We start from the raw sequence: 24,499 nt of genomic DNA, 5'->3' as shown, positions 1-24,499 counted from the left end.
TCCCCCATCACATCGACGAGATTCGTTTGTTAGTTTGCGCGTTTCTCATTTCTGTAATCGTCACCCAGCGCATCTTTCTCGCTGCTTCATCTTTCAGCAGCAGCTCAAGCGCTGACAACATTTGCTCCGGCGCATGCCGGTCGGCCCCCAACGCATCGCCGTTGTCATGAAGAACAATCACAGCTCCGCCGCGCAACGCTCCTTTTAACCGGCGGAACAACTCCATTTCCCCCAGTTTGGCGTTCCAGTCGCCAACAATATGCGTCCATAACACGGTCGTATACCGTTTTTGTACGATCGGTGCCCATGCGTTAAAATGCCCCCACGGAGGGCGGTAATAAATCGGTCGTTGGCCCGTCGCCCGCTCAATCGCCGCAGCGGCGCGGCGCACCCCCCAATCGAGCCAAAACGGCGGCACAAGCCAGTTGCTTATATGGCGATAGTTGTGAATGCCGACTTCATGGCCTTCCTCCACCATGCGCCGCACAATGTCCGGATAACGTTCCGCTTTGCGGCCGACGACGAAAAACGTCGCCTTGACACCGTGTTTCTTTAATAAATCCAACAGTTTTGGCGTATAATACGGGTCAGGACCGTCATCAAACGTCAAAGCAAGGCAATCGGGCGCTGTTCCTTCCCGAAACAACAGTACCCGCTTTTTGCGAATGACGATCGTCGGCACAACCCCGTAAACGATGATTCCAGCGATCAGACAACCGAAAAGCCATGCCAACATCGTCCTCACCTCGCAATATTTTTTCCTTTAAAAAATCACAACGTGCGAACAGACTACTAAATTTATAATAATAAATAATATATAATACAGACTACTAAATTTAATAATAATATATAATTTCGATGAAAAATCAAAAGGAAAACAATGAAATTTTCATGTGACGCCCAAGCGTTCCCTTTTTCTATACGAAACGTCCAGCCGATCGGTTTCCTCCATAAATGACATTGCATCTGCTATAATACATAATCGGTATGAAACTCTAGCCGCAAAGAGCAATTCATCGGCATATCCGTTCCGCCGGACGGCCGGAACGGGACGGCCGCATTGTACGTTATTCATCTTGCAAAAAGACAGGTGATCTGCATTGCGAAAGAAAATCGTCTTAACCGGCGGCGGCACGGCTGGCCATGTGATGGTCAACGTCGCCTTGATTCCGAAACTAAAAGCACAAGGCTGGGACATCATCTACATCGGCTCTCACGAGGGAATTGAACGGGAGATCATCGGCCGCATCGACGGCGTACCGTACTATTCGGTTTCGACCGGAAAACTGCGACGCTATTTTGACTGGAAAAACTTTAAAGATCCGTTCAACGTGCTAAAAGGCGTTTGGCAGGCGTACCGCCTTATCCAAAAAGAAAGGCCGGACGTCGTGTTCTCCAAAGGCGGATTCGTCTCCGTTCCCGTCATTCTTGGCGCCTGGCTGAACGGTGTACCGTCGGTGATTCATGAATCCGACTTGACGCCTGGTCTTGCAAACAAAATCGCCATGCCCTTTGCGACGAAAATTTGCCTCACCTTTCCGGAAACGAAGCAACACGTCAGCGCCGATAAAGCGGTCTACATCGGCGCCGTCGTCCGCGAGGAACTGAAGCACGGCAGCGTTGCCCAAGGGCGGAGGATGTGCCAGTTCGACGGCAAAAAACCGGTGCTGCTGGCGATGGGCGGCAGCTTAGGCTCGAAAAGAATCAACGACGCCTTGCGCGCCAACTTATCAACGCTGCTTGCCGAATTTGACATCATCCACATTTGCGGCAAAGGAAACATCGACCCAAGCCTCGCAGACCAAAAAGGATACAAACAGTTCGAATACGTCAACGAAGAGCTGCCACACTTGTTGGCTTTGGCCGACATCGTCGTCTCTCGCGCGGGCGCAAACGCCATTTTCGAACTGCTCGCCTTGCGCAAGCCGATGCTGCTCATCCCGCTCTCGAAAGCGGCAAGCCGCGGCGACCAAATTCTCAACGCCCGCTCGTTTAAAAACGCGGGCTATGCGGAAGTGCTGATGGAAGAAGACTTGACAAACGAATCGTTCTATGCCGCCATTCGCCGCCTATATGAAAACAAAGAGCGCTACCGGAAAAACATGGAGAAAGCCGGCGGAAGCGATCCGCTGCAAACATTGCTTTCCATCATTCAAGACACCGCCCGCCGGTGAAAGCAGGCGATGCCTGACGCGGCTAACCACGGCCGTTTTTTCGGCATCGCCTTATTTTGCATAGGCATGGAAATAAGCAACTCGACTAAACGGCTTATCCGTATTATAATCCATAGTATAGAAAGCAACAACTATTTTTTTACTTTTCTTAACATTTTTTAGAAGACGGACTGGCGAAAAACAACGAATTCATGCGGTTTAGGGAGCTCGCCCAAAAGCAAATGATGATGTTTCAAGACTTTTCTATTTGAAAAACCTTGTTGAAGCACAACATTTCCCCTTAAATCCTTGGTCTTCTACAATCCATCATCTTTTGTTCCCCTAAGCGGAATGCATGCCAGCCAACAGAGTAAAAGTAGAAGATAACAAACAACCGCCCGGCGGAACACCTCCGCCAAGCGGCGCGACTAAAAGTATAACAAAGAAATAACAACGGCTAGCACGATCCGATATACCGCAAACGGCACGAGGCGGATGCGGTTGATGAGCTGCAAGAGGAAACGGATCGCCAGCAAGGCAAAGACGAAGGCGCTCAAAAAACCGGCGATGAAAAACGGGATGTCGGCAGCCGTGACGTATTGCCAGTTTTTCAACAGCGACAGCCCGCTCGCCCCAGCCATGATCGGAACAGCCATAATGAACGTGAAATCGGCGGCGGCGCGATGGCTCATGCCGACGAGCACCCCGCCGGCAATCGTCGAACCGGAGCGGGAAAAACCGGGCCATAACGATAAGCATTGCACCAATCCGACGAGAAACGCCTGTTTGTACGTAATTTCGTCGACCGTCTGCGCCCGCGCAGCTCTTTTCGCGAATTTGTCGGCGGCGATCATGAGCAGCGCGCCGAGCACAAGGCCGATGAGCACCGTTTTCGTAGAAAACAAATGTTCGTCGATGTAGTCTTCAAACAAGACGCCGAGCACCCCGGCTGGAAGCAGGCCGACGATGACGTGAAGAAGCGTCAGCCGCGGATGTCCGCCCGGATGGCGGCCGCGGAAACCAAGCAAATCGAGAAATCGGTCTTTAAACACCACAACAGCGGCCAAAATCGAGCCGAGCTGGATAACGACTTTAAACGTATTCGCCGCGTACTTGCCTAAAAACTCGGTCGATTTCAACCAAAGATCGTCCACAATGATCATATGCCCGGTCGAAGACACAGGGGCAAACTCGGTCAGCCCCTCGACCATCCCTAAAATAACCGCCTTCAACAGCTCGATCCAGTTCATTCGTTCCATCCTTTCTGCGCGGGGTCGTCCTTTTTATACATATGGGCCGGGCGGGCGAAATAACACCCTGCTTCGGCCGTGCCTGCTCTATTGTACTACAAATCATTCGTTTCTACTACCCGCACGTTTTTGGATGGGTGTGATGCCGGGAAGAGCGTCAGTCATCAGTCAGCGGGCGGAAATGGGCCTGCCCCCATCTCCCCACGCCGTTCTAGGTAGTGGTACAAAGCGCCGCACAGTTCGCATCATTTTCCAGCTCCACCGGCAGACCCGTCGCCCCGCCGAATACGTCTTTAAAGTTAGGGCCGTGAATGCACGGCAAGGCGCTGCTTCCGCCAATGACACCGATGTCGCTGTCGACGCTGCCTGCCGAACTGATCGCGATGCCAGAAAGTTCGTAACTCGCCTGCGCGTGGCGGACGACGCGAAGCAAGTCGTCGCGAAACCGTTGAAAGTCATGACGCTCCGAACGGTAGCGCCCCTTTTCCAAAAAATCACCGCGCTCGTTCATGACGGCATGTTTCACATACGTGCCGCCAATGTCGAAAACGATATAGCAACGCATCGATGGCGCCTCCTTCATTCTTTTCACTATTTCCTTGCTTTATTTTATGCTTTATGTATTCGTGATCCAATCGTCTGCACCTCCCTGCCGCAATGAAAGAAGCCGCTCCGTTGGCGGGAGCGGCTCGTTTCCATCATCGTTCATATCCCATTGACAACGCCTTTTGCGCATTACGGACATCATGATAAAGAAGCTGGGCGAGGTCGTACGCCGGATAGTAACCACGTTCATACATATAGTTGAACGCTTTTTCGTGCGTGTCAATGGCTTTGAGCAGATGTTTGACAAACGTTTTGCGCAACACCGGCGTCGCCGCCTCGGTAATGGCAGCAGCATAATTACGCACTGCCGTTTTTGAAAAGCCAAGCAAATCGCCAGCGTGCAAGACCCGGTCGCCATCATCATGGTCGCGGCTTTCTTCCATCATCGGTGCCGCCGGAATGAAGGCAAGCAGCTCGCGCAAGTTCGTTTCCAATCCTTGAATCGTTTCCGTATAAAGCCCTTTCAACTCAGGACAGTCGATCTCGCCGACAGCCTTTTTCATTTTCATTAACGCGTTGGCCTGAAAAGCGATCAATTCATGCAGCTCCAACGTTTCATGCCATGCCAAATGGCGATGGCCGTGCATTTGCCCATGCATATGGTTCATCACGCTTCCCCCTCGTTTTTTATCAGTTCATTTCCATTTACTGTTATATGCCTATAAAAAGGAAACGGTCACCATTGTACGGGCCTTCCGTATCGGCAAAAAAGGCGTCTCGCCTCAGGCGAAACGCCTTCCTCCATCCTGTTTACAGCCAATCCCCGCCATCAAATCCATCGCCGCCGTCAAACCAGTCATCGACATCCAGACCGTCAGCCACATCATCAACTGCATCGTCGAGCAACTCCTCCGCTACCATTCCCGCCAACATGCCAGCCGCGAATCCGCCAATGGCTCCGGCCCATCCATGTCCGCCATGGTGCGAATGATGGACGGGTGAATAATGGCCTACGGGATGGCTATAGATTGGCGAATGTGGCGTTGCCAACGGATGCCCACTCAGCTGGCCGAACGCCCCAGCCGCCTGCACCGCCTCTTCGATGGCTTCTCGAAGCAGACGGGCTGCCGCCGCCGAATCGCGAAGCTGTTCGTGAGTAATCAACAGTTCCCGTTTCATTTCGCGTTCCCCGCCAAAGCCGTGGCGGACGTCGATCTCCATATACAAACGCACCCCTTCTCCCTCGACAAGGGCAAAAAACTCAACCTCCTGGACGATCCCTTGAAACTCACCCGTTGGGAAGAATGAAAATTCTTGTCCGTACGGTGTAATGCTCCCAGATGCCGGTTTCTCCCGGAATCCTAAGGCAGCCAATGCGGAAAACACTTGATCCAAGGCGGTCGGCGGCAAAATGTGAATGGCGTCTTGGTCATATGCATCCACCCCAGCGGCAATATCGAGCCGGGTGACGAACGTATAACGAACCGTGGGGCGGCTGATCGGCAAATGGTGCGGCAGTGTGTACGAAAACGGGAGCACTTTCCGCTCGCTAGGCTGAATCGTAAACGAAGACGCGACCGGGATCACCGCCGCGGTTTTGCGATATGCCTTCCCTTCCGCTTGCACTTCTAATTGCAATACGACATCTAAGTTCCGAATGTGTTGGGCGACTGAACCACCTTCCAGCAAAAATTCCCCTTACAACGTTTTACCAAGGCGTACATGCGAGCGATGCAGCACGAGATCCACTTTGGCAGCGCTGATGCCGAGTCTCGATAAAAACTTTTTCCACATCGGACCTCTCTCCTTTTTTTCATCTTATTCACACTTGAATTACGAACAAGCCGCCAACATGGTGTCACCGAAATAATTTGATCAACCCCAAGACGATCAATACAACCCCAGGCAGCATGGTCGCCCTTTTCATGATTCTTGTTTTTGACACCATATACCCCAACGATAAGCCGAGTCTGATGAACACAAGATTGAACATACCAACCAGCAAGGCAAACGAAAGCGGCGGAAAATGCAAAAGCGACGAACTGATCCCGGCGCCAAAGGAATCCATCGAAAGAGCAATGCCGATTAATAACGCTTCTTTTTGACTGATCGTGCCTGAACGATCAAGATCGCCAAGTTCGGGGCGTTTCAATACTTGAACAGTGCCGCTGAAACGGTTAGCCCCCCCTGCTTCATCAGGCTCCATCGAAAACTCGCTCCCGTCTCCCTTTGGTTTATAGACGTTATAAATCGCCCAACCGCCAAGCGCCATGAGAATGACCGAAGCAAGCCCTCGCTCGACTTGCAACGGCAAAAAAAGCGCCAACAGGCGGCCGATGTTCATGGACGCAAACACCACCGCCCCGGACATGAATGCGATCAGCACCAACGAAACAAAGGAGAAACGGACACCTCTCATTCCATACGTCATGCCTACGCTCAAACTGTCCATGCTCACGCTGAAAGCGAGCAAAATCATGGACACCCATAACCACATAGGAATCCCCCCCTGCCGTACGATATGCAATTCCGTACAGAGAGGGGACTTTCTTGCCATTCGACACGCATCGATTTCCGGGGAAATGTTTCCCCTTTTCTCGACATTATTCCCGCAAATGATACGGCAGCGTCGCAATGACCACATCTTTTTTCATGATCAAGAAAAAGCGCAAGATGATGGCGGTTTGGTTATGCAAAAATGTATGCCACCATTTTTTCACAATAAATTGCGGCAAGAGCACTGTCACCGGCGCGCGGTCTGCTTCTTTTTCCGCTTTCGTGATGTATTCTAATAATGGCGACAAAATGGTTCGGTACGGTGAATAGATGACTTCCAACGGAATGTCCGGATAAAACTTCTCCCACTTTTGCCGCAGCTTTTGTTCGTCTTTTTCGTCGAAAATAATCGACAGTGCCGTAATGTCGTCGGAAATGCTGCGAGCGTACTGAACGGATTGGGCGACCACTTTGCTGACGCTGGAAATGGGAATAATGACTTTTGGTTTCAACAGTTTCTCGCGCTGTTGCCACTCCCGTTCGTCAAGCCGCAATTGCTCGCCAATTTTTTTGTAATGCTCGTGAATTCGGATGAACATCCAGACGAACAGCGGAATCGCCACGATGACGCTCCAGGCCCCTTGCGTAAATTTAGCGATCATCGTGACGAGCGTGACGATCCCGGTGACCACCGCTCCCGTTTCGACGGTGAGCAGCACGCCGAATTTCCGTCCTTCTTCCCGATTCCATAATTTTTTAATCAACCCACTCTGACCGATCGTAAAGGAAAGAAAGACGCCAACCGCATAAAGCGGGATGAGCGAATGGGTTTTGGCATGAAACGCGATGATCAATGCGATCGCCAGCACGCTCAACAATATAATGCCATTGGAAAACACAAGGCGATCGCCCCGGGCCGCCAAGCTTCTCGGCAAAAAACCGTCCTTCGCCATAATCGACGTCAACTGCGGAAACCCGGCAAAACTCGTATTCGCCGCGAGCACTAAAATGACCATCGTCGCCAGCTGAAACAAGTAAAACAAAAGACCATTCCCAAACACATGGCGTCCGATTTGCGAAATGACCGTTTGATGCTCGGTCGGAGTAACGCCGAATCCCGCCGCCAACACGGTGATGCCTAAAAACATCACGCCAAGCAATGTGGACATCCATCCCATCGTAATGGCGGCGTTTTTTGAACTGTCTGGCCGGAACGCCGGCACGCCGTTGCTGATTGCTTCGACCCCAGTCATCGCCGAACATCCCGATGAAAAGGCGCGCAGCAAAATAAACAAACTGTAACCGGACGCAAACATGTGAGCTGTGGAAGCATGCTCATGCATCGTAAACCCATGCCATCCTTCCTGCCACAACTGCCACCCGCCGACAGCGATCATCACAAGAACGAAGCCAATGAACACATACGTCGGGTAGGCGAAAACCGTTGCGGATTCGGTAATGCCGCGTAAATTGAGCACCATTAAAAGCAAGACAAGAGCGACAGCGAGCTCCACTTTCCACGGCAGCAGCCCCGGAAACGCCGATGTCAGCGCGGCGACGCCGGAGCTGATGCTGACGGCGACAGTTAAAATATAATCGATCATCAGCGCCGCCCCGGCCACTAAACTAATTTTCGTCCCCAAATGGTCGCGGGCGACGACATACGCCCCGCCGCCGGACGGAAACGCGTAAATGATTTGCCGATACGACAAGGTCACTAACAAAAGCAATACTAAAATCGCCACCGCGATCGGCAGCGAATAGAAAAAGACGCTTGTCCCTAATAAAGCAAGCACAAGCAAAATTTCTTCCGTCGCGTAGGCCACCGATGACAGGGCATCGGAAGAAAAAACGGCCAACGCTTTCCATTTCGGCAATTTTTCATGTTTGAGCCGTTTTGTCTCCATCGGTTTCCCAATCAACAAACGTTTTAACGAAGCCATGCTTCCGTTCCTCCCAAAGCATATTCGAGTTGATTCAAAAAGAAAAAACCGCTGAGGACGCGCTCAACGGCTACGTTTGGTTCAAAACCATACTCGTCCTCCCCAAAGCGCTTGCGAGGTTAGCTGTCGGGTTCGGGCTTGGAGAGATGCCCGTCCTTTCGGATTCACCCCTAGCAACGAGCGTTGCAACAAGTGGGTCCCCCGCTCCATGACGGATTCAGCGCTAAATATTCAGTTGTTTCTGCTTCCATATATTACTCCTCCTCCTTTTCTCCGTAAACAGTGAAAAAGCGGAAAAAACAACAATTTTCTCTGCCTTTGAGCCGCTTTTTCGCATAAACCGTCCTTATCTTTACACTTTCTTTCTTTTTCCTGTCTTGCCTCTATCCAATCATAATTTTCCCTTTCGGATAGCGGAACGGATCAGGCTGACGGCGCAGCGTGACCGCGTACGCGATCGTCAGCGGACCGACGCGGCCGGCAAACATCGTCAAGATAATGACCGTCTTTCCAAGCGGAGACAACTCTGGAGTCAGTCCCATCGACAGTCCGACGGTCCCAAACGCCGACGTCGCTTCGAATAAAATCATGAGAAAGTCTTTTCCGCTTTCGGTGATCGTCAACACCATCGTTACAAACATGACGATAAACAGCCCGCTCATGGTCACGGTCAGCGACTTGTATACCGTATCATAGACAATTCGTTTTCGGAACAAAATGACGTCTTCCTTCCCGCGAATTTGCGACCAAACCGCGCCGAGCAACGTCGTAAAGGTCGTTGTTTTGATTCCGCCGCCCGTCGAACCCGGGGAAGCGCCGACAAACATGAGAAACACGATCAAAAACAGCGTCGGCTGCGTCAAATCCGGGATGTTAAGCGTATTCGAGCCCGCCGTTCTCGGAGTGACCGCCTGGTAAAACGCGGACAGAAACTTGCCTGAGAGCGACAGCGGCCCCATCGTCTTCGGATTGTTCCACTCCAGCAGCAATATCAGCGCCATGCTGGCTACTAGCAGCCATGCCGTCGTAATGGCGACGACCTTCGTATGAAGGGAAAGGCGGCGCATCTGCCTATACTCGTACACTTCATTCATGACAATAAAGCCGATTCCACCTAAAATAATCAAAATCGGCACAACAAGGCTGACGACCGGATCGTCCACATAGCCGGTCAAGCTGCGGAACTCACCCATTAAATCAAACCCGGCGTTGTTAAAATTCGAAATCGCATGGAAAAAGCCAAAGTAAATCGCCCGGCCGAGCGGCATGTCAAAGGCAAAGCGGATTGAGAGCAACACCCCGCCGATCCCTTCAATCACAACAGTAAAAAGGAAAATGCGTTTGACGAGCCGAACGATGCCCTCGATCGTCAAATTATTGAGCGCCTCTTGGAGGATGAGCCGTTCTTTCAACGAAATGCGTTTGCCAAACAAAAAGGCAAACAGCGTCGCAAACGTCATAAATCCGAGCCCACCGACTTGAATGAGCGCCAAAATGACAAGCTGGCCAAACAGGGTAAACGTCGTCCCGGTGTCGACGACAACAAGTCCAGTTACGCACGTCGCGGAAGTCGCTGTAAACAGCGCGTCTAAAAACGGCAACCCCTTTCCATCCACGGTCGCAACAGGAAGCATCAACAGCAGCGCTCCAATCAAAATAATGAGCGCAAATCCGGACACGAGAATTTTCGGCGGATCAAAAAATTTGCCTTTCGGATTCATTGGCATGGCTTACCTCTTTCCCTTCATCCAGTTCTTCCTTATAGTTTGTGGATAATGCATAGAAAAAATATACCAAAAACAAGCCGATTCCGGTACAGCCAATAATTTTTATCATAATGTCCTCGTTGTCTAATAAAATGGGTAAAGGGCATGGCCACGCGCATCGGGACGTTTTCAGAAGGGCAGTTGAAACCTTTTCGATTTCCATTCGTCATATATGAGTGGCAGTCCATCGCCATACAGGGAAACGAGGTGGCAAGGAGGGAGGCGCCCGTCAATCCTTAAAAAACATTCCATTGACTTTTGGCAAAAGACGTATTATGCTACTTGACATGGAGACGTTCCGATGTAAAATGATGTCAGGACAAAATGCTGGCTGCTATGCGCGGAAGCTGTTCATAGAAGAATAGAAATAGAAATGGATCTTTCGAGAATACGAGACAAAGGAGGAGAAGAGAACGTGAAAACGATTGGAAAGAAATTGTTGACAAAATGCCGTTCTCTCCCTAACCAATATATTGGTTTTTTTATTTTGGCGGTGCTCTTGTTTTGGCTGAAGACGTATGTCGCCTATCTAGCGGAATTTAACCTTGGCATCAGCAACTCCATGCAGGAGTTTTTGCTGTTGATCAATCCGATCAGCTCGGCGGTGTTTTTCTTTGGCTTAGCCCTATTGGGCAGAGAAACACGGGTATATAGGCGGCTCGTTACTATTAATCTCATTTTGTCGTTCATTTTATACGCCAATATCGTCTATTATCGCTTTTTCAGCGATTTTATTACATTGCCGACGTTGACGCAAACGAAAAACTTTGGCGATCTCGGCGGCAGCATTTTGGAATTGCTCAGATGGTATGACCCGCTTTATTTCTTGGACACGATCATTTTGGCAGTGATCGTGTTCTCGAAACGGTTCCCGCTTCCGCCGGTGCGGGCCGGTCGCGTCAAAAAAGGCGTTATTTTTGCTTCGGCCATTTTAATGTTCAGCGTCAACTTGGCGCTCGCGGAAGCCGACCGCCCGCAGCTGTTGACTAGAACGTTTGACCGCAACTATATCGTCAAATATTTAGGGGTATACAACTACTTGATCTATGACACGATCCAAAGCATGAAATCGTCGACACAACGGGCGTTCGCGAACAAAAGCGACATCACAACCGTATTGAACCATGTACAGGCGACATATGCCGAGCCGAATCCGAAGTATTTCGGCGTCGCCAAAGGAATGAACGTCATCTATATTCACTTGGAGTCATTCCAAAACTTTTTAATCAACTACAAACTGAATGGCCAGGAAGTGACGCCGTTTTTAAACTCGCTCACCCGCGATCCGAACACATTCTATTTCGATAACTTCTTCCATCAAACGGGTCAAGGGAAAACATCGGACGCAGAGTTTATGCTCGAAAACTCGCTCTATGGCCTGCCGCAAGGGGCCGTCTTCACGACGAAAGGGCAAAATACGTACCATGCGGCTCCTGCCATTTTGCGCCAATACGGTTACACAAGCGCGGTTTTCCACGGCAACTACAAATCGTTCTGGAACCGCGATGAAATTTACAAATCGTTCGGGTTCGATCATTTCTTTGACGCCAGCTACTATGATATGAACGACGAGGACGTCTTGAACTACGGGTTGAAAGACAAACCGTTCTTCCGGGAGTCGATCCCGCTGTTGGAAACGTTGAAAGAGCCGTTCTATGTGAAATTTATTACACTGTCGAACCACTTCCCGTACCCGATCAGCGAGGAAGATGCCACAATCCCGCCGGCAACGACGGGAGACGGAACGGTCGACCGTTACTTCCAAACGGCCCGCTACTTGGATGAGGCCATCAAAGAGTTCTTTGATTACTTGAAAAAATCCGGTCTGTACGACCGCTCGGTCATTATTTTGTACGGCGACCATTATGGCATTTCGGAAAATCACAACAAGGCCATGTCGCAAATTTTAGGCAAGGAAATCACGCCGTATGAACACGCCCAGTTACAACGAGTGCCGCTGTTCATCCATGTCCCAGGCATAAAAGGCGGCGTCATTCATGAATTCGGCGGCCAAATCGACTTGTTGCCGACTTTGCTGCATTTGCTTGGCATCGACACGAAAAATTACGTCCACTTCGGAACGGACTTGTTGTCGCCGGACCATCAAGAAATCATCCCGTTCCGCAACGGTGACTTCGTAACGCCAACCGTGACAGCGGTCAACGGCAAGTACTATGATACGAAAACGGGCGAGCCGCTTGAAGAAACGCCGGAGATTCAACGTCTCGAACAAATCGTCCGCACGAAGCTCGACCTGTCGGATAAGGTTGTTTACGGCGATTTGCTCCGGTTCTATACCCCAAAAGGCTTCGAACCGGTCGATCCGTCGAAATACGATTACAACAAACGCGAAAATGAAGAGGGAAGCGCACAATAAGCGCTTCCCTCTTTTTTTCTAGAAGGCCGGTGAAAAACGGTGACTTTCGCTTAATCAGTGTTTGGGGACGCGAGAGAAGGCCTGGTTTTAAAAGGCTTCTCAACTTGAGAACACCGTGTTTTTCGTGTTTTTTTCACTCCATCACCACCCTTCTAGGACAAACGGACAAAAAAACGCTCGCCCAGCTGAAACTAGGCAAGCGTTCCCGTCATTCCTCGACTTGTTCAAGCACAATCCGCTTCGCTCTTCCTAAATAACGCTCACTTGACGCAGCACATTTTCCTTCTCCGCAAATGCCTCGACTTGCGTTCCATCCACTGTCACACGCGTTAAAAAGAGGTTTGATTTTTTGTCAGATCCAATGCCCGTGCCATTCCATTCACATGCCCACGGGCGACTGTTCGCAAAAACTGGGTGTCATTCAATTTTTCTGCATCCTCTTTTCGATCAATAAATCCATTCTCCGTGAGCACCGCCGGCATCACTGTTTCGCGCAGCACATGGAAGTTTGCTTTCTTTTTCCCACGGTCGCGAAATCCTGTAGCCTTGACGACTTCTTCATGAATGGCATCGCGGATGCGGGCTGTTACCGAATCGTCATCAAGCCGATTATAAATATAATCTTCATACCCCGTGCCGCCACCGGCATTCACATGAATCGACACGTATAAATCCGCCCCCCATTGATTGGCCCGATCGGTCCGCTCCTCAAGCGGCACCGTTTCATCTTTTGTCCGACTCAGCTGCACCAACACTCCTTCATACTCATTTTGCAGCAGACGGTTGATTTCAAGAGCGATAAACAACGTAATGTCTTTCTCCAACAACCCGTTGCCGATCGCTCCGGTATCTCTTCCCCCATGACCGGGGTCAATAAAAATTTTCGGCATCGTCGTTTTCTCCCCTTCCTTACATGTCCGGCGTTTTTCACGAAGACAATATAGGGACATCCACTCCACATTTTTCCTTATTTTATTAATAGAATAAGCATTTGAAAGGAAAAGGTGACAGGCAAAGGACCAAAACAAGGAGAAACACTAGCCGCCAACATTTCCTCTATTTGTGGTATAATAGGACGAGGAAATAAATTCCATAGGAGGAATACGCATGTCCCGCGCACAACAATGGGTGCAATATTTCCTTTCCCACCGCCATGTCACGATGGAATTGATCCACAAAATCGACGAGGCGCATTATGATTACAAACCGACGCCGACCTCGATGACAGCAAAGCAGCTGGCGACACATATGCTGTTCAGCTTCTACAATTTCGCCAACACGGCGAAACACGGCGATCCATCGCTGTTCCGGCAAAAAATCGAGGAATCGGAGACGAATTTGGCCAAGCTGGCGGAGTCGTATACGGAAAAAACGAAGCAGCTCATCGAATCGATGCGCGATGACGACTTCGACCGAACGCTCGATTTAACATCGATTTTCGGCATTCAAATTCCAACCAAACAGTTGTTGCAAATGGCAATGGATCATGAAATTCATCATAAAGGCCAGCTGTTCGTCTACGTCCGCGGCATGGGGCATACGGACTTGCCGCTGTTTGTGAAGCGCGGTTAATCTTCTCTCCCATTGTTTCATTATGGGGCTTCGCAAAAAAGCCGGCTAGGCATCCCTAACCGGCTTTTCCTTTTGATTTATTTTCTTAAATAGAGCACCCTTCGTCGGTGCACGTCCCGCCTTGATCAGTCGACAGCGGCTGCAGCGGCCGCGATTGTTCTTCCTCCCATACCTTCTCCAGCGCCCGCCGGAACACCTCAACCGGCTGGGCGCCGGAAATCGCATACTTCCGGTTCAGAACGAAAAACGGCACGCCGCGGACGCCCAACGCCGCCGCTTCTTCCTCATCGCAGCGCACCTCTTGTGTGTAGCGGTCGCTAGCCAACACTTCTTCCGCTTCCGTCCGGTCAAGCCCGGCTGCTTCGGCGATCGCAAGCAGCACATTGCGGTCGCTGATTCGCTTCGACTCCGTAAAATAGGCGTAAAACAACCGCTCGACGACATCTTGAAGCTTTCCTTTTTCATTCGCATATTGAGCCAACCGGTGGGCGTCAAACGTATTCGTCGGCTTCATCGTGTCAAAGCGGAACGTCAAACCGACCGCCTCCGCCTGCCGGCCGATATCGGCGTTCGCCCGCTTCGCTTCCTCGAGCGAAATGCCGTATTTGTTGGCGATGATTTCATGAATCGTCAATGGGGTCTCGTTTGGTGCGTTTGGATCGAGTTCAAAGCTGCGGAATACGATTTCAACGTCTTCCCGGTGCGGAAATGGCTCAAGCGCCTGTTCCAATCGGCGTTTGCCGATATAGCAAAACGGGCAGACAAAATCGGACCATACTTCAATTTTCATGGCCATCCTCCTCTACTTTTGACGCGCTTCCCCTCCATTGTAACCCATCGCTAGTCAAATGGCGAACGAAAGGCACGGGGGCGGACCCACCCGCATACATTGTACTACCATGCTGTTGGGACAAGGAGGGAGAATCTCATGCATTCCCAGGAATTCGGCGCCTTTCTGTTGTGGATTGTCACCGGGTTCATCTTTTTCGCCCATGGCTGGGTGAAATGGCAGCGGGGGCTTGAGGCGGCGGCCGATTCGTTTGCGGCGATGGGGCTTCCCGGCTGGCTCGCCTACATCGTGACGATGGTGGAGCTTGCCGGCGGCTGGGCGATGATGCTTGGCCTTGGCACACGGCCGATTGCGGCGGCGTTCGAGCCGGCGCTCGGCTCGGTTAAGGCAAAGGCGCCGATCCTTTCGCCTGTCGCCATTTTTGGCAAGTAGCGCCGCTTTTGTTCCTCGGTGCCGAGCTCGACGATGCCGACCGTACCGATGCCGGTATGAGCGCCGATTAATGTCGTATAGCCGTTATGCGTTTTCCCGAGTTCTTCATAAATGGCGCATTTGCCGACCATCGACAAGCCAAGGCCGCCGTATTCTTCCAGGATGCTTAAGCCGAACAGCCCCATGGCTTTCGATTTTTCAATAATATCTTCTGGAATGTGGTCGTTTTCTTCAATGTCCATGGCCACCGGTTCCACGACTTCTTTCACAAATTTACGGACGTTTTCTTTTAAAAATTCAATCTCGGCTGGCAACGTAAAATCCATCTTCTTCCCCTCCCCGTGATTCGATTCCATATTTTTGCGCCTTGCGCACAAGGGTCGACGCATCGACACCCAACAGCTTCGCCGCCCGCCGATACGTGCGCGCATGATGAAGCGCTTTGATGATGAGCTGGCGCTCGACGTCCGCCACCGCTTGTTTGAGCGGAACGACCTCGCTGACTGACACCGGATCGGCAGCCGTCGGCGGCTCAAGATGAAGCCATTTCGCCACGTGATCTTCGTCGACGACGGGCGCGGCAGACGTTACAAACATGCGCTCAATGGCGTTGACGAGCTCGCGGACGTTGCCAGGCCAATGGTAGTCCATCATCATCGCAAGCGCCCTGTCGGTGAACACGAGCTGTTTTTGATACTTTTTAGCAAACCGCTTTCGATAATGGTCGACCAACAGCGGGATGTCTTCCTTCCGGTCGCGCAACGGCGGAATGGCGATCGGCATGACGTTCAGCCGGTAAAACAAATCAGCTCTGAACCGCCCGGCGGCGACCAGCTCTTCAAGCGGTTTGTTCGTTGCGGCGATGATGCGGACATCGATCCGTTTGGGCGCCTCAGCCCCCAAGCGCATAATTTCCATCGACTGAAGCACACGAAGGAGTTTTACTTGCAGGTGGAGCGGGATTTCGCTAATTTCATCGAGAAAAATCGTCCCGCCATCCGCCTGTTCAAAGTAACCCTTTTTTCCTTTTTTCGCCGCACCGGTGAACGCCCCGGGCTCATAGCCGAACAGCTCGGACTCCATCATCGTCTCCGGAATCGCCCCGCAGTTTACCTTCACAAACGGACGGCCGCTGCGCGCGCTCTGCTTCCAGATGAAGTTCGCTAACTCTTCCTTTCCGACGCCCGACTCTCCGGTCAAAAGCACGGTGACATCCACGGCCGCCGCCTGGCGGGCAATGGCGATCACATGCGCCATCGCCGGCGCCCGGTAAATAAAACTTGTTTTTTCGATGAGAAAATTCATTGTCTTTTTTAAGAATTTCGTTATAATAAAGATTGTTAATGATAGTGATTTTCATTTTCTTAGTCCAAAAGGAGGTGGCCGCATGGTTCGCTTGTATGCCGAGGAGCTCACCGTCCGCTATGACGACCGGACGATTTTTGAACGATTGTCCGTCCGCATTCCCGATCGGCAAATCACTGCCATTATCGGGCCGAACGGGTGCGGCAAGTCGACGCTGCTCAAGACGTTGACGCGCATCATTTCCCCACAATCGGGCGCGGTCATTTTAGACGGCCAAGCCATTTCCCAGCAACCGACGAAAGAGCTGGCGAAAAAAATGGCCATTTTGCCGCAGACGCCGGAAGCGACAAGCGGATTAACGGTCGCTGAGCTCGTCTCGTACGGCCGCTTTCCGTATCAAAAAGGATTCGGACGGCTGACAAAGCGGGATTATGAAGCGATTGACTGGGCGCTTGACGTCACCAAAACGGCCGACTTAAAGCACCGGCCGGTCGATGCGCTCTCGGGCGGGCAGCGGCAGCGCGTCTGGATCGCCATGGCGCTCGCCCAAGAGACCGACATCATCTTTTTGGATGAACCGACGACGTATTTGGACATCGCCCATCAGCTTGAGGTGCTCGAGCTGCTTGAGCGGCTGAACCAAGAAGAAGGGCGGACGATCGTCATGGTGCTTCATGACATCAACCAGGCGGCCCGCTTTGCCGACTATCTCATCGCTATGAAAGCAGGAGCCATCATCAAGTCCGGGCGGAGCGAAGACGTTATCTGTCGCGAAGTGCTCCGCGACGTGTTCGGCATCGACGCCGACATCGGCCGCGACCCGCGGACGAACAAACCAATTTGCTTCACTTATCAATTGCTCAGGGAGGTTTATTCATCATGAGGAAAACATGGCTTGCATTGTTGCTGATGTTCGCGCTTGTGCTAAGCGCATGCGGCAACGCGGCGGACGATCAAAAGAACAACAGCGCTTCACCAAAAGAAAAAAAGACAGAAACGATTACATACCAATCGGAAAACGGACCGGTGGAAGTGCCGGCTAATCCGAAGCGCGTCGTCGTCTTATCGACGTTTGCCGGACATGTGCTGGCCTTGGACGTCCCCGTTGTTGGCGTGGATTCGTGGTCGAAAATGAGCCCGCTTTTTCAAGAAAAACTGAAAGATGCCGAAGTCGTGACCGATGAAGACATTGAAAAAATTATGGCGTTAAAACCGGACTTAATCATCGGATTATCCAATACGAAAAACGTCCACAAATTAAGCAAAATCGCGCCGACCGTCACCTTTACATACGGCAAAGTCGATTATTTGACACAGTTTTTGGAAATCGGGAAACTGTTGAATAAAGAAAAAGAAGCGAAAGCGTGGATCGACGATTTCAAACAACGGGCGCAACAAGCCGGGGAAGAAATCCGGGCCAAAATTGGCGAAAACGCGACCGTCACTGTAGTCGAAAACTTTGATAAGCAGCTGTATGTGTTCGGCAACAACTGGGCGCGCGGCACTGAGATTTTGTATCAAGAAATGAAGCTGAAAATGCCAAAAGCTGTAGAAGAACAGGCGCTCAAACCGGGCTACTATGCCGTTTCCCTTGAGGCGCTCCCGCAGTTTGTCGGCGATTATCTCATCTTAAGCAAAAACGACGACGGCGACACATCGTTTATGGAAACGAACACGTTCAAAAACATCCCTGCTGTCAAAAACGGCCATATGTTTGTCGCCGATGCGAAGGCATTTTATTTCAACGACCCGATTACGTTAGACTACCAACTCGATTTCTTTAAAAAACATTTTTTAGGCCAATAACGACGAGACGGGGCGTTCATGGGCAGTGAATGTCCCGTCCTTCTTTGTGTCAAAGGGGGAGTCACCAATGGACGCAGACCGCCGGCGTTGGCCGTTTCGTTATATGTTTTTTCTGTCGCTTGGCCTGCTTGTCGCCGTTTGGTTTGGCTCGATGCGAGTCGGCGTCGCCGATACGACATGGAGCGACGTATGGCGGGCGTTGTTTTCCGATCAACAAAGCAAACAGCTTGATCTCATTCGCGAGCTCCGTCTGCCGCGCGAAACAGCGGCCGCCTTTGTCGGCGCCGGCCTTGCCGTCGCCGGAGCGATCATGCAGGGGATGACGCGCAATCCGCTTGCCGACCCCGGTCTCCTTGGCCTCACCGCCGGCGCAAACGCAGCGTTGGCCATGACAATGGCCTTTTTCCCTTCCGCCCATTATCTTTTGATCACGGTCGCCTGTTTGCTTGGTGCGGCCGCCGGGGCAGGGGCCGTCTTTGGCATCGGCGCCGCCCGCAAAGGAGGGTTTTCACCGCTTCGCATCGTCTTGGCCGGCTCGGCGGTTTCGACGCTTTTATTCGCCATCGCCGAAGGAATCGGACTGTATTTCCACATTTCCAAAGACGTCTCGATGTGGATGTCAGGCGGGGTGGCCGGAGCTTCATGGAAACAATTGTCGATCGTCATCCCGCTCATCACGACCGGGCTCGCTATTGCCGCATGGTATTCACGGCAGCTGACGATCCTTAGTTTGAGTGAAGACGTCGCGGTTGGCGTTGGACAAAAAACAACGACCGTCAAAACATGGCTGTTTTTCGCTGTGTTTTTATTAACAGGAGCGTCGGTCGCCATCGCCGGCAATATCACCTTTATCGGCTTAATGGTTCCTCACCTCGTGAGGGCAATAGCCGGCGCCGACTACCGGTTTGTCATCCCGCTGTCAGCGACTGTCGGCGCCAGCGCCATGGTGCTGGCCGACACGGCGGCGCGCACGGTCAATGCCCCGTTTGAAACGCCGGTGGCCGCCATCATCGCCGTCATCGGCTTGCCGTTTTTCCTCTTCGTCGTGCGGAAACAAGGGAGGGGCTTTTCATGAGAAAAAAAAGTTTTTCGCTCTTTGCCGTGCTTGCGTTGCTCATTGCCGCAACAGCGGCCGTCGCCTTAAGCACCGGCGATGCGCCGCTCTCATATAACCGCATCGTCCCGACACTATTGGGCTACGGTTCGATGGAAGAGGAATTCATTTTGTTTTCCCTTCGCCTGCCGCGCCTTTTCATCACCTTGTTGGCCGGCATGGCGCTCGCCTTATCCGGGGCCGTATTGCAAGGCCTCACGCGCAATGACCTCGCCGACCCGGGCGTGCTTGGGATCAACGCCGGCGCAGGCGCGGGCGTCGCCTTGTTCTTTTTGTTTTTTCCGATTGAGGCCGGAACATTTCTTTACGCCTTGCCGCTCGTTGCCTTCACCGGGGCGATTCTGACAGCAGTTGCCATCTATGCCATCTCCTACAAGAAAACAACCGGGCTGCAGCCGGTGCCGTTTATCTTAACCGGCGTCGGCATGTCGATGGCGCTATCTGGGCTGATGATCGTCCTCATTTCCGCCGCCGACCGGACAAAAGTCGATTTTATCGCCCGCTGGCTTTCCGGCAACATTTGGGGCGATGATTGGCCGTTTATTTGGGCCGTGCTGCCGTGGTTGGCTGCGGGCACACTGGTGGCGCTATATCGGGCGAAGCATCTCAATATTTTGCACTTAGGCGACCCTGTTTCGATCGGGGTCGGCGTCCACGTCCGCCGCGAGCGGCTCGTGCTTATGACAACAGCTATTGCCGTCGCGGCCGCCGCCGTCTCTGTAACCGGGAGCATCTCCTTTATCGGCTTAATGGCGCCGCATATCGCCAAGTCGATCGTTGGCCCACGCCATGAGCGGGTCATTCCGGCCTCCATGCTCATTGGCGGCTGGCTGCTGCTTGCAGCTGACACGATCGGGCGCAACGTTCTCGCCGAGCCGCTTCCCGCCGGCGTCATCGTCCCCTTGATCGGCGCGCCGTATTTCATTTACTTGTTGTTAAAGCGTTGACATCCGCTGCCCGTTATGAGAACGGGTTCGAGCGATGACACCCGCCAAACAAAGACGCCGGTTCATAAAACCCGGCGTCTTTTCCAAAAGCGGACAACCGCAACCACAATGACAATCGCGATGATGATATAGACAACATCAGCGTACGCGCCAATCACATCGGATACTTTTCCCCACGACTGGCCGAGCGCCGCGCCGACGGAGATTAAAATCGTATTCCAAATGAGCGTCCCCAATACCGACAGCCAGACAAACAGCCCGATATTCATCTTCGCCATGCCCGCTGGAATGGAAATCAAGCTGCGTACAAGCGGAATCATGCGTCCGAAAAAAACGGCCCACACCCCGTAGCGATGAAACGTCCGGTTCGCCTTGGCAATGTCTTCCGGCTTCACCCGCAGCCATCCGCCCCAGCGGTCAACGATCCGCTCAAGCCGCTCAACGGACAACAGCCGGCCGATCCCATACAGCACGATCGCCCCAACGATCGATCCCGCTGTCGCTGCCACAATGACGCCTGGCACCGTCAAAGACGTGTACGTCGTCATGAACCCGCCAAACGGCAAAATGACTTCCGACGGAATCGGCGGGAAAATATTTTCAAGCGCGATCATCAAAAAAATACCGATATATCCGAATTGCTCCATAAAATCAGTGATCCAAGCCTGCACGCGTTCTTCCTCCATTCACTCGTCCTTCGCTTATGTAGGATGTTTATGCAGCGTCAATGCAATCCTTTCCCTATCTTAACAGAAAACCGCCATTCCCCGCAAAACAAAAAGGCGCCCCGCTGTACTTTCGGGACACCTTTTTTCCACTTTTTTAAACCGCAGCCGGTTGGGACAGCACCTTTACAATCCGCTCAATCGCCCAGTCGAGCTCTTCTTTCGTAATAATGAGCGGCGGCGCAAAACGGATGACCGTCTCATGCGTCTCCTTGCAAAGCAGCCCTTGTTCTTTCAGCGTTTCGCAATACGGACGCGCCGGTCCATGCAGCTCGACGCCGATAAACAAGCCGCGGCCGCGGATTTCTTTAATGTCCTTGTTTTCGATTTGCTTTAACTTTGCCAAAAAATATTCGCCAAGCTCAAGCGACCGCTCCGCCAGCCGCTCTTCTTCGATCACCTCAAGCGCCGCGATCGACACCGCGCAAGCGAGCGGATTGCCGCCGAACGTCGACCCGTGCGAGCCCGGTTCAAACACCGACAAAATGTCGCGGTTGGCGACGACGCACGAAATCGGGAACACCCCGCCGCCCAATGCTTTCCCTAAAATATACATATCAGGCACAACATTTTCCCAGTCGCAAGCAAACAACTTCCCCGTCCGTCCTAGCCCGGTTTGGATTTCATCGGCGATGAACAACACGTTGTGTTCTTTGCACACGTCATAGGCCGCTTTTAAAAAGCCTTGCGGCGGGATGCGGATGCCGGCTTCCCCTTGGATTGGTTCGACAAGAAACGCCGCCGTATTCGGTGTCATCGCTGCCTTGAGCGCTTCGATATCCCCGTACGGGATGATTTTCACCCCGGGCAAAAGCGGACCAAAACCGCGTTTATAAGCCGGTTCGGACGACAACGACACCGCGGCGAGCGTCCGGCCATGGAAATTGCCTTCACAAACGATGATTTCCGCCTGATTGTCAGGGACGCCTTTCACGTCATACGCCCAGCGGCGCGCCGCCTTGAGCGCCGTTTCTACCGCCTCGGCGCCGGTGTTCATCGGCAGCACCATCTCTTTTTTCGTCAGCCGGCACACTTTTTCGTACCATGGGCCGAGCTGGTCGTTATGGAAGGCGCGCGATGTGAGCGTGACGCGGTCAGCTTGCCGCTTCAACGCCTCCACAATTTTCGGATGACGATGTCCTTGGTTGACGGCCGAATAGGCGCTTAACATGTCCATATAGCGGTTGCCTTCCGGGTCTTTCACCCATACCCCTTCCGCTTCCGAAATGACAATCGGCAATGGATGATAATTTCGTGCTCCGTATCGCTCCGTCTGTTCAATGAGCTGTTCGGACTTCGTAGCCATCATCAACCGCTCCTTTCCTTATCTGCGTTTCTTCGCTATAAAAGGGCGGACGCCGCCGCCCTTTTTTGGTTTAAAACATTTCCGATACGGTTTTCGCTTGCATATGGAGGATCAAATAGTCCGGGCCGCCCGCTTTCGAGTCAGTGCCTGACATGTTGAAGCCGCCAAACGGATGATACCCGACGATCGCCCCTGTGCAGCCGCGGTTGAAGTACAAGTTGCCGACATGGAACTCGTGCCGCGCTTTTTCAAGATTCGCCCGATTGCGCGAGATGACGGCTCCTGTCAGACCGTATTCGGTGTTGTTCGCAATCTCAAGCGCATGGTCAAAGTCGCGCGCTTTCGCAAACGCCACGACCGGTCCGAAAATTTCCTCCTGCATGATGCGCGCGTTCGGGTCGACATCCGCAAACACGGTCGGCTGGATGAAGAACCCTTTCGAGTCGTCTCCTTCCCCGCCGGTCATGAGACGGCCTTCCTGCTTGCCGATTTCGATATACTCCATAATTTTGTTGTACGCCCCTTGGTCGATGACAGGTCCCATAAACGTCGCTTGCTCCGCCGGATCGCCGACGTTGAGCTGCTTCGTCAGCTCGACAACGCGATTCAACACTTGGTCATACACATCTTCGACGATAATGGCGCGCGAGCACGCCGAACATTTTTGCCCAGAGTAGCCAAACGCCGACGCCACGATCGATTGCGCCGCCAGTTCGAGGTCCGCTTCTTTATCGACAATGATGCCGTCTTTGCCGCCCATTTCCGCGATGACGCGTTTCAGCCAAATTTGCCCTGGGTGCACTTTCGCCGCCCGCTCATAAATGCGGATGCCGACATCCCGCGATCCGGTGAAGCTGATAAATCGTGTGCGCGGATGGTCGACGAGATAATCCCCGACTTCGGCTCCGCTGCCCGGAATATAGTTCAACACACCAGCCGGAAGCCCCGCTTCTTCCAACACTTCCACAAATTTATACGCCACGACCGGCGTTGCGCTTGCCGGTTTCAACAGCACCGTATTGCCCGTGACAAGCGAAGCGACCGTCGTTCCGGCCATAATGGCAAACGGGAAGTTCCACGGCGAAATGACAACCCCGACGCCAAGCGGAATGTAGAAAAACCGGTTCGTTTCCCCCGGACGGCTCTCAACCGGAATGCCGTCTTTCAGCTTCAGCATTTGCCGTCCGTAATATTCCATAAAGTCGATCGCTTCCGCGGTATCGGCGTCCGCTTCACGCCACGGTTTGCCCGCTTCTTTCACCAGCCAAGCGGAAAACTCGTGCTTGCGCCGGCGCACGATCGCCGCCGCCCGGAACAAAATATCGGCCCGCGCTTCCGGGCTCGTCCGGCTCCAAGTGCGAAACGCCTCATCAGCGGTTTTCATCGCCCGCTCCGCCAGCTCTTTGGTCGCTTTCGCCACCCGGCCGATGACTTCCGCTTTGTTCGCTGGATTGATCGACGTGATTTTGTCTTCCGTCATCACCCGCTCGCCGCCGATCACAAGCGGATAATCGCGCCCAAGCTCCGATTCCACTTTTTTGAGCGCTGCTAAAAACGCCTCGCGGTTTGCTTCCACGGTAAAATCTGTGAGCGGTTCGTTTCTGTACGGCTGCACCATTTCGTCATCCTCCTTTTTAAAGGCAAAAAAATTTTTCGTTATAAAACGGTTTCATAGTTATATTATGCGAATGATTATGGCTTTTTTCAATGATTTTTACTTGGCGCCTTGAGCTCCCCTTTTTCTGCGGCTAGGGGCTGAACCCGTTTTTTCGCCACAAGGTGGTAGTACACGTAGCAAGCGAGCAAAAACGGAATGCCGCAGTAAAGAGCGATCCGTTGATCTGTATAGATGCAATTTGAAGATTTACCATTTGCAGCTTTTATCGACTGTCAGGCGACCGAACAACGCCGCTTCACAGACCCATATATGGGTCTGTGAAGCAGGTGGTTGTTCGGTCTTCCGTCACGCCT

General features: G+C 52.4%; 18 protein-coding genes, 5 pseudogenes and 1 riboswitch. Of the genes and pseudogenes, 8 read left to right on the top strand and 15 right to left on the bottom strand.

Annotation, left to right across the window (positions count from 1 at the left end):
• Positions 1–7 precede the first annotated feature (7 nt).
• Positions 8–736: a polysaccharide deacetylase family protein gene (locus IKE44_RS04355; protein ID WP_049624467.1), complete on the bottom strand. Its 729-nt coding sequence runs from the start codon at positions 734–736 to the stop codon at positions 8–10.
• Positions 737–1,100: 364 nt separating this feature from the next.
• Between IKE44_RS04355 and IKE44_RS04350 the strand changes: the two genes are divergently transcribed.
• On the top strand, positions 1,101–2,174 hold the full coding sequence (locus IKE44_RS04350) for an undecaprenyldiphospho-muramoylpentapeptide beta-N-acetylglucosaminyltransferase (protein WP_033016518.1): 1,074 nt from the start codon (positions 1,101–1,103) through the stop codon (positions 2,172–2,174).
• Between the two features lie 407 nt (positions 2,175–2,581).
• Here the strand turns inward: IKE44_RS04350 and IKE44_RS04345 are convergent, their stop codons facing one another.
• The 7 genes and pseudogenes from IKE44_RS04345 to IKE44_RS04315 form a co-directional block, all read right to left on the bottom strand.
• The gene (locus IKE44_RS04345; RefSeq protein WP_033016517.1) at positions 2,582–3,403 is read right to left on the bottom strand and encodes an undecaprenyl-diphosphate phosphatase; all 822 of its coding nucleotides are present in this window, start codon (positions 3,401–3,403) and stop codon (positions 2,582–2,584) included.
• Positions 3,404–3,629: 226 nt separating this feature from the next.
• Positions 3,630–3,968 (bottom strand): annotated as a pseudogene (locus tag IKE44_RS04340) (ROK family protein); the annotation flags it as partial.
• Positions 3,969–4,101: 133 nt separating this feature from the next.
• Positions 4,102–4,608, bottom strand: a complete 507-nt coding sequence (locus tag IKE44_RS04335; RefSeq protein WP_287465124.1) for a spore coat protein — start codon at positions 4,606–4,608, stop codon at positions 4,102–4,104.
• Between the two features lie 151 nt (positions 4,609–4,759).
• Positions 4,760–5,743: pseudogene (locus IKE44_RS04330) on the bottom strand (sporulation protein).
• Between the two features lie 64 nt (positions 5,744–5,807).
• The gene (ytaF, locus tag IKE44_RS04325; protein ID WP_049624469.1) at positions 5,808–6,446 is read right to left on the bottom strand and encodes a sporulation membrane protein YtaF; all 639 of its coding nucleotides are present in this window, start codon (positions 6,444–6,446) and stop codon (positions 5,808–5,810) included.
• Positions 6,447–6,552: 106 nt separating this feature from the next.
• Positions 6,553–8,388, bottom strand: coding sequence for an APC family permease (locus IKE44_RS04320; RefSeq protein ID WP_287465112.1), 1,836 nt, complete (start codon positions 8,386–8,388; stop codon positions 6,553–6,555).
• Between the two features lie 93 nt (positions 8,389–8,481).
• A riboswitch (cyclic di-AMP (ydaO/yuaA leader) is annotated at positions 8,482–8,621 on the bottom strand.
• Between the two features lie 150 nt (positions 8,622–8,771).
• Positions 8,772–10,109: a TrkH family potassium uptake protein gene (locus IKE44_RS04315; RefSeq protein WP_033016513.1), complete on the bottom strand. Its 1,338-nt coding sequence runs from the start codon at positions 10,107–10,109 to the stop codon at positions 8,772–8,774.
• A gap of 460 nt (positions 10,110–10,569) precedes the next feature.
• On the opposite strand from IKE44_RS04315, the gene ltaS reads away from it, so the two are divergent.
• Positions 10,570–12,531: a lipoteichoic acid synthase gene (gene ltaS, locus IKE44_RS04310; protein WP_033016512.1), complete on the top strand. Its 1,962-nt coding sequence runs from the start codon at positions 10,570–10,572 to the stop codon at positions 12,529–12,531.
• Between the two features lie 208 nt (positions 12,532–12,739).
• On the opposite strand, the pseudogene IKE44_RS04305 reads toward ltaS, so the two are convergent.
• Positions 12,740–13,421, bottom strand: a pseudogene (locus IKE44_RS04305) (N-acetylmuramoyl-L-alanine amidase family protein).
• A gap of 217 nt (positions 13,422–13,638) precedes the next feature.
• Between IKE44_RS04305 and IKE44_RS04300 the strand changes: the two are divergent.
• Positions 13,639–14,103, top strand: a complete 465-nt coding sequence (locus IKE44_RS04300; RefSeq protein WP_015373774.1) for a DinB family protein — start codon at positions 13,639–13,641, stop codon at positions 14,101–14,103.
• 85 nt (positions 14,104–14,188) lie between these two features.
• Here IKE44_RS04300 and IKE44_RS04295 read toward each other — a convergent pair whose 3' ends face one another.
• Entirely contained in the window at positions 14,189–14,893 is a 705-nt protein-coding gene (locus IKE44_RS04295; RefSeq protein WP_287465108.1) for a DsbA family oxidoreductase, read from the bottom strand.
• Positions 14,894–15,031: 138 nt separating this feature from the next.
• Here IKE44_RS04295 and IKE44_RS04290 point away from each other — a divergent pair, with 138 nt between their 5' ends.
• Complete coding sequence (locus IKE44_RS04290) at positions 15,032–15,325, top strand: DoxX family protein (RefSeq protein ID WP_080706549.1); 294 nt, start codon at positions 15,032–15,034, stop codon at positions 15,323–15,325.
• Here IKE44_RS04290 and IKE44_RS04285 read toward each other — a convergent pair.
• Positions 15,241–15,651 (bottom strand): annotated as a pseudogene (locus tag IKE44_RS04285) (acyl-CoA dehydrogenase family protein); the annotation flags it as partial. The gene IKE44_RS04290 and the pseudogene IKE44_RS04285 sit on opposite strands and share 85 nt — an antisense overlap.
• Positions 15,623–16,615 (bottom strand): annotated as a pseudogene (locus tag IKE44_RS04280) (sigma-54 interaction domain-containing protein); the annotation flags it as partial. The pseudogenes IKE44_RS04285 and IKE44_RS04280, both read right to left, overlap by 29 nt.
• A 97-nt stretch (positions 16,616–16,712) precedes the next feature.
• Between IKE44_RS04280 and IKE44_RS04275 the strand changes: the two are divergent.
• The 4 genes from IKE44_RS04275 (at position 16,713) to IKE44_RS04260 (ending at position 20,497) form a co-directional block, all read left to right on the top strand.
• Positions 16,713–17,513, top strand: coding sequence for an ABC transporter ATP-binding protein (locus IKE44_RS04275; RefSeq protein ID WP_287465105.1), 801 nt, complete (start codon positions 16,713–16,715; stop codon positions 17,511–17,513).
• On the top strand, positions 17,510–18,436 hold the full coding sequence (locus tag IKE44_RS04270) for an iron-hydroxamate ABC transporter substrate-binding protein (protein WP_049625083.1): 927 nt from the start codon (positions 17,510–17,512) through the stop codon (positions 18,434–18,436). The genes IKE44_RS04275 and IKE44_RS04270 overlap by 4 nt, the downstream gene beginning before the upstream one ends.
• Before the next feature lie 67 nt (positions 18,437–18,503).
• Entirely contained in the window at positions 18,504–19,511 is a 1,008-nt protein-coding gene (locus IKE44_RS04265) for a FecCD family ABC transporter permease (protein WP_049625084.1), read from the top strand.
• Positions 19,508–20,497 carry a FecCD family ABC transporter permease gene (locus tag IKE44_RS04260; RefSeq protein ID WP_287465103.1) on the top strand — a complete coding sequence of 330 codons (990 nt, stop codon included), beginning with the start codon at positions 19,508–19,510 and terminating at the stop codon, positions 20,495–20,497. Before IKE44_RS04265 ends, IKE44_RS04260 begins: the two co-directional genes overlap by 4 nt.
• A 62-nt stretch (positions 20,498–20,559) precedes the next feature.
• Here the strand turns inward: IKE44_RS04260 and IKE44_RS04255 are convergent, their stop codons facing one another.
• The 3 genes from IKE44_RS04255 to pruA all read right to left on the bottom strand — a co-directional run bounded on the left by IKE44_RS04255 (position 20,560) and on the right by pruA (position 24,146).
• A complete protein-coding gene (locus IKE44_RS04255; protein ID WP_033016526.1) occupies positions 20,560–21,168 on the bottom strand; it encodes a DedA family protein in 609 nt (202 codons plus the stop codon).
• Positions 21,169–21,319: 151 nt separating this feature from the next.
• Positions 21,320–22,528 (bottom strand): ornithine--oxo-acid transaminase, encoded by a 1,209-nt coding sequence (locus tag IKE44_RS04250; protein ID WP_033016504.1) that lies wholly within the window; start codon positions 22,526–22,528, stop codon positions 21,320–21,322.
• 70 nt (positions 22,529–22,598) lie between these two features.
• Positions 22,599–24,146 carry an L-glutamate gamma-semialdehyde dehydrogenase gene (pruA, locus tag IKE44_RS04245; protein ID WP_287465101.1) on the bottom strand — a complete coding sequence of 516 codons (1,548 nt, stop codon included), beginning with the start codon at positions 24,144–24,146 and terminating at the stop codon, positions 22,599–22,601.
• Positions 24,147–24,499: the final 353 nt, after the last annotated feature.

It is taken from the genome of Geobacillus sp. (genome assembly GCF_017515625.1).
Classification (GTDB): Bacteria; Bacillota; Bacilli; order Bacillales; family Anoxybacillaceae; genus Geobacillus; species Geobacillus stearothermophilus.
This window is presented reverse-complemented; position numbering and strand designations above follow the sequence as displayed.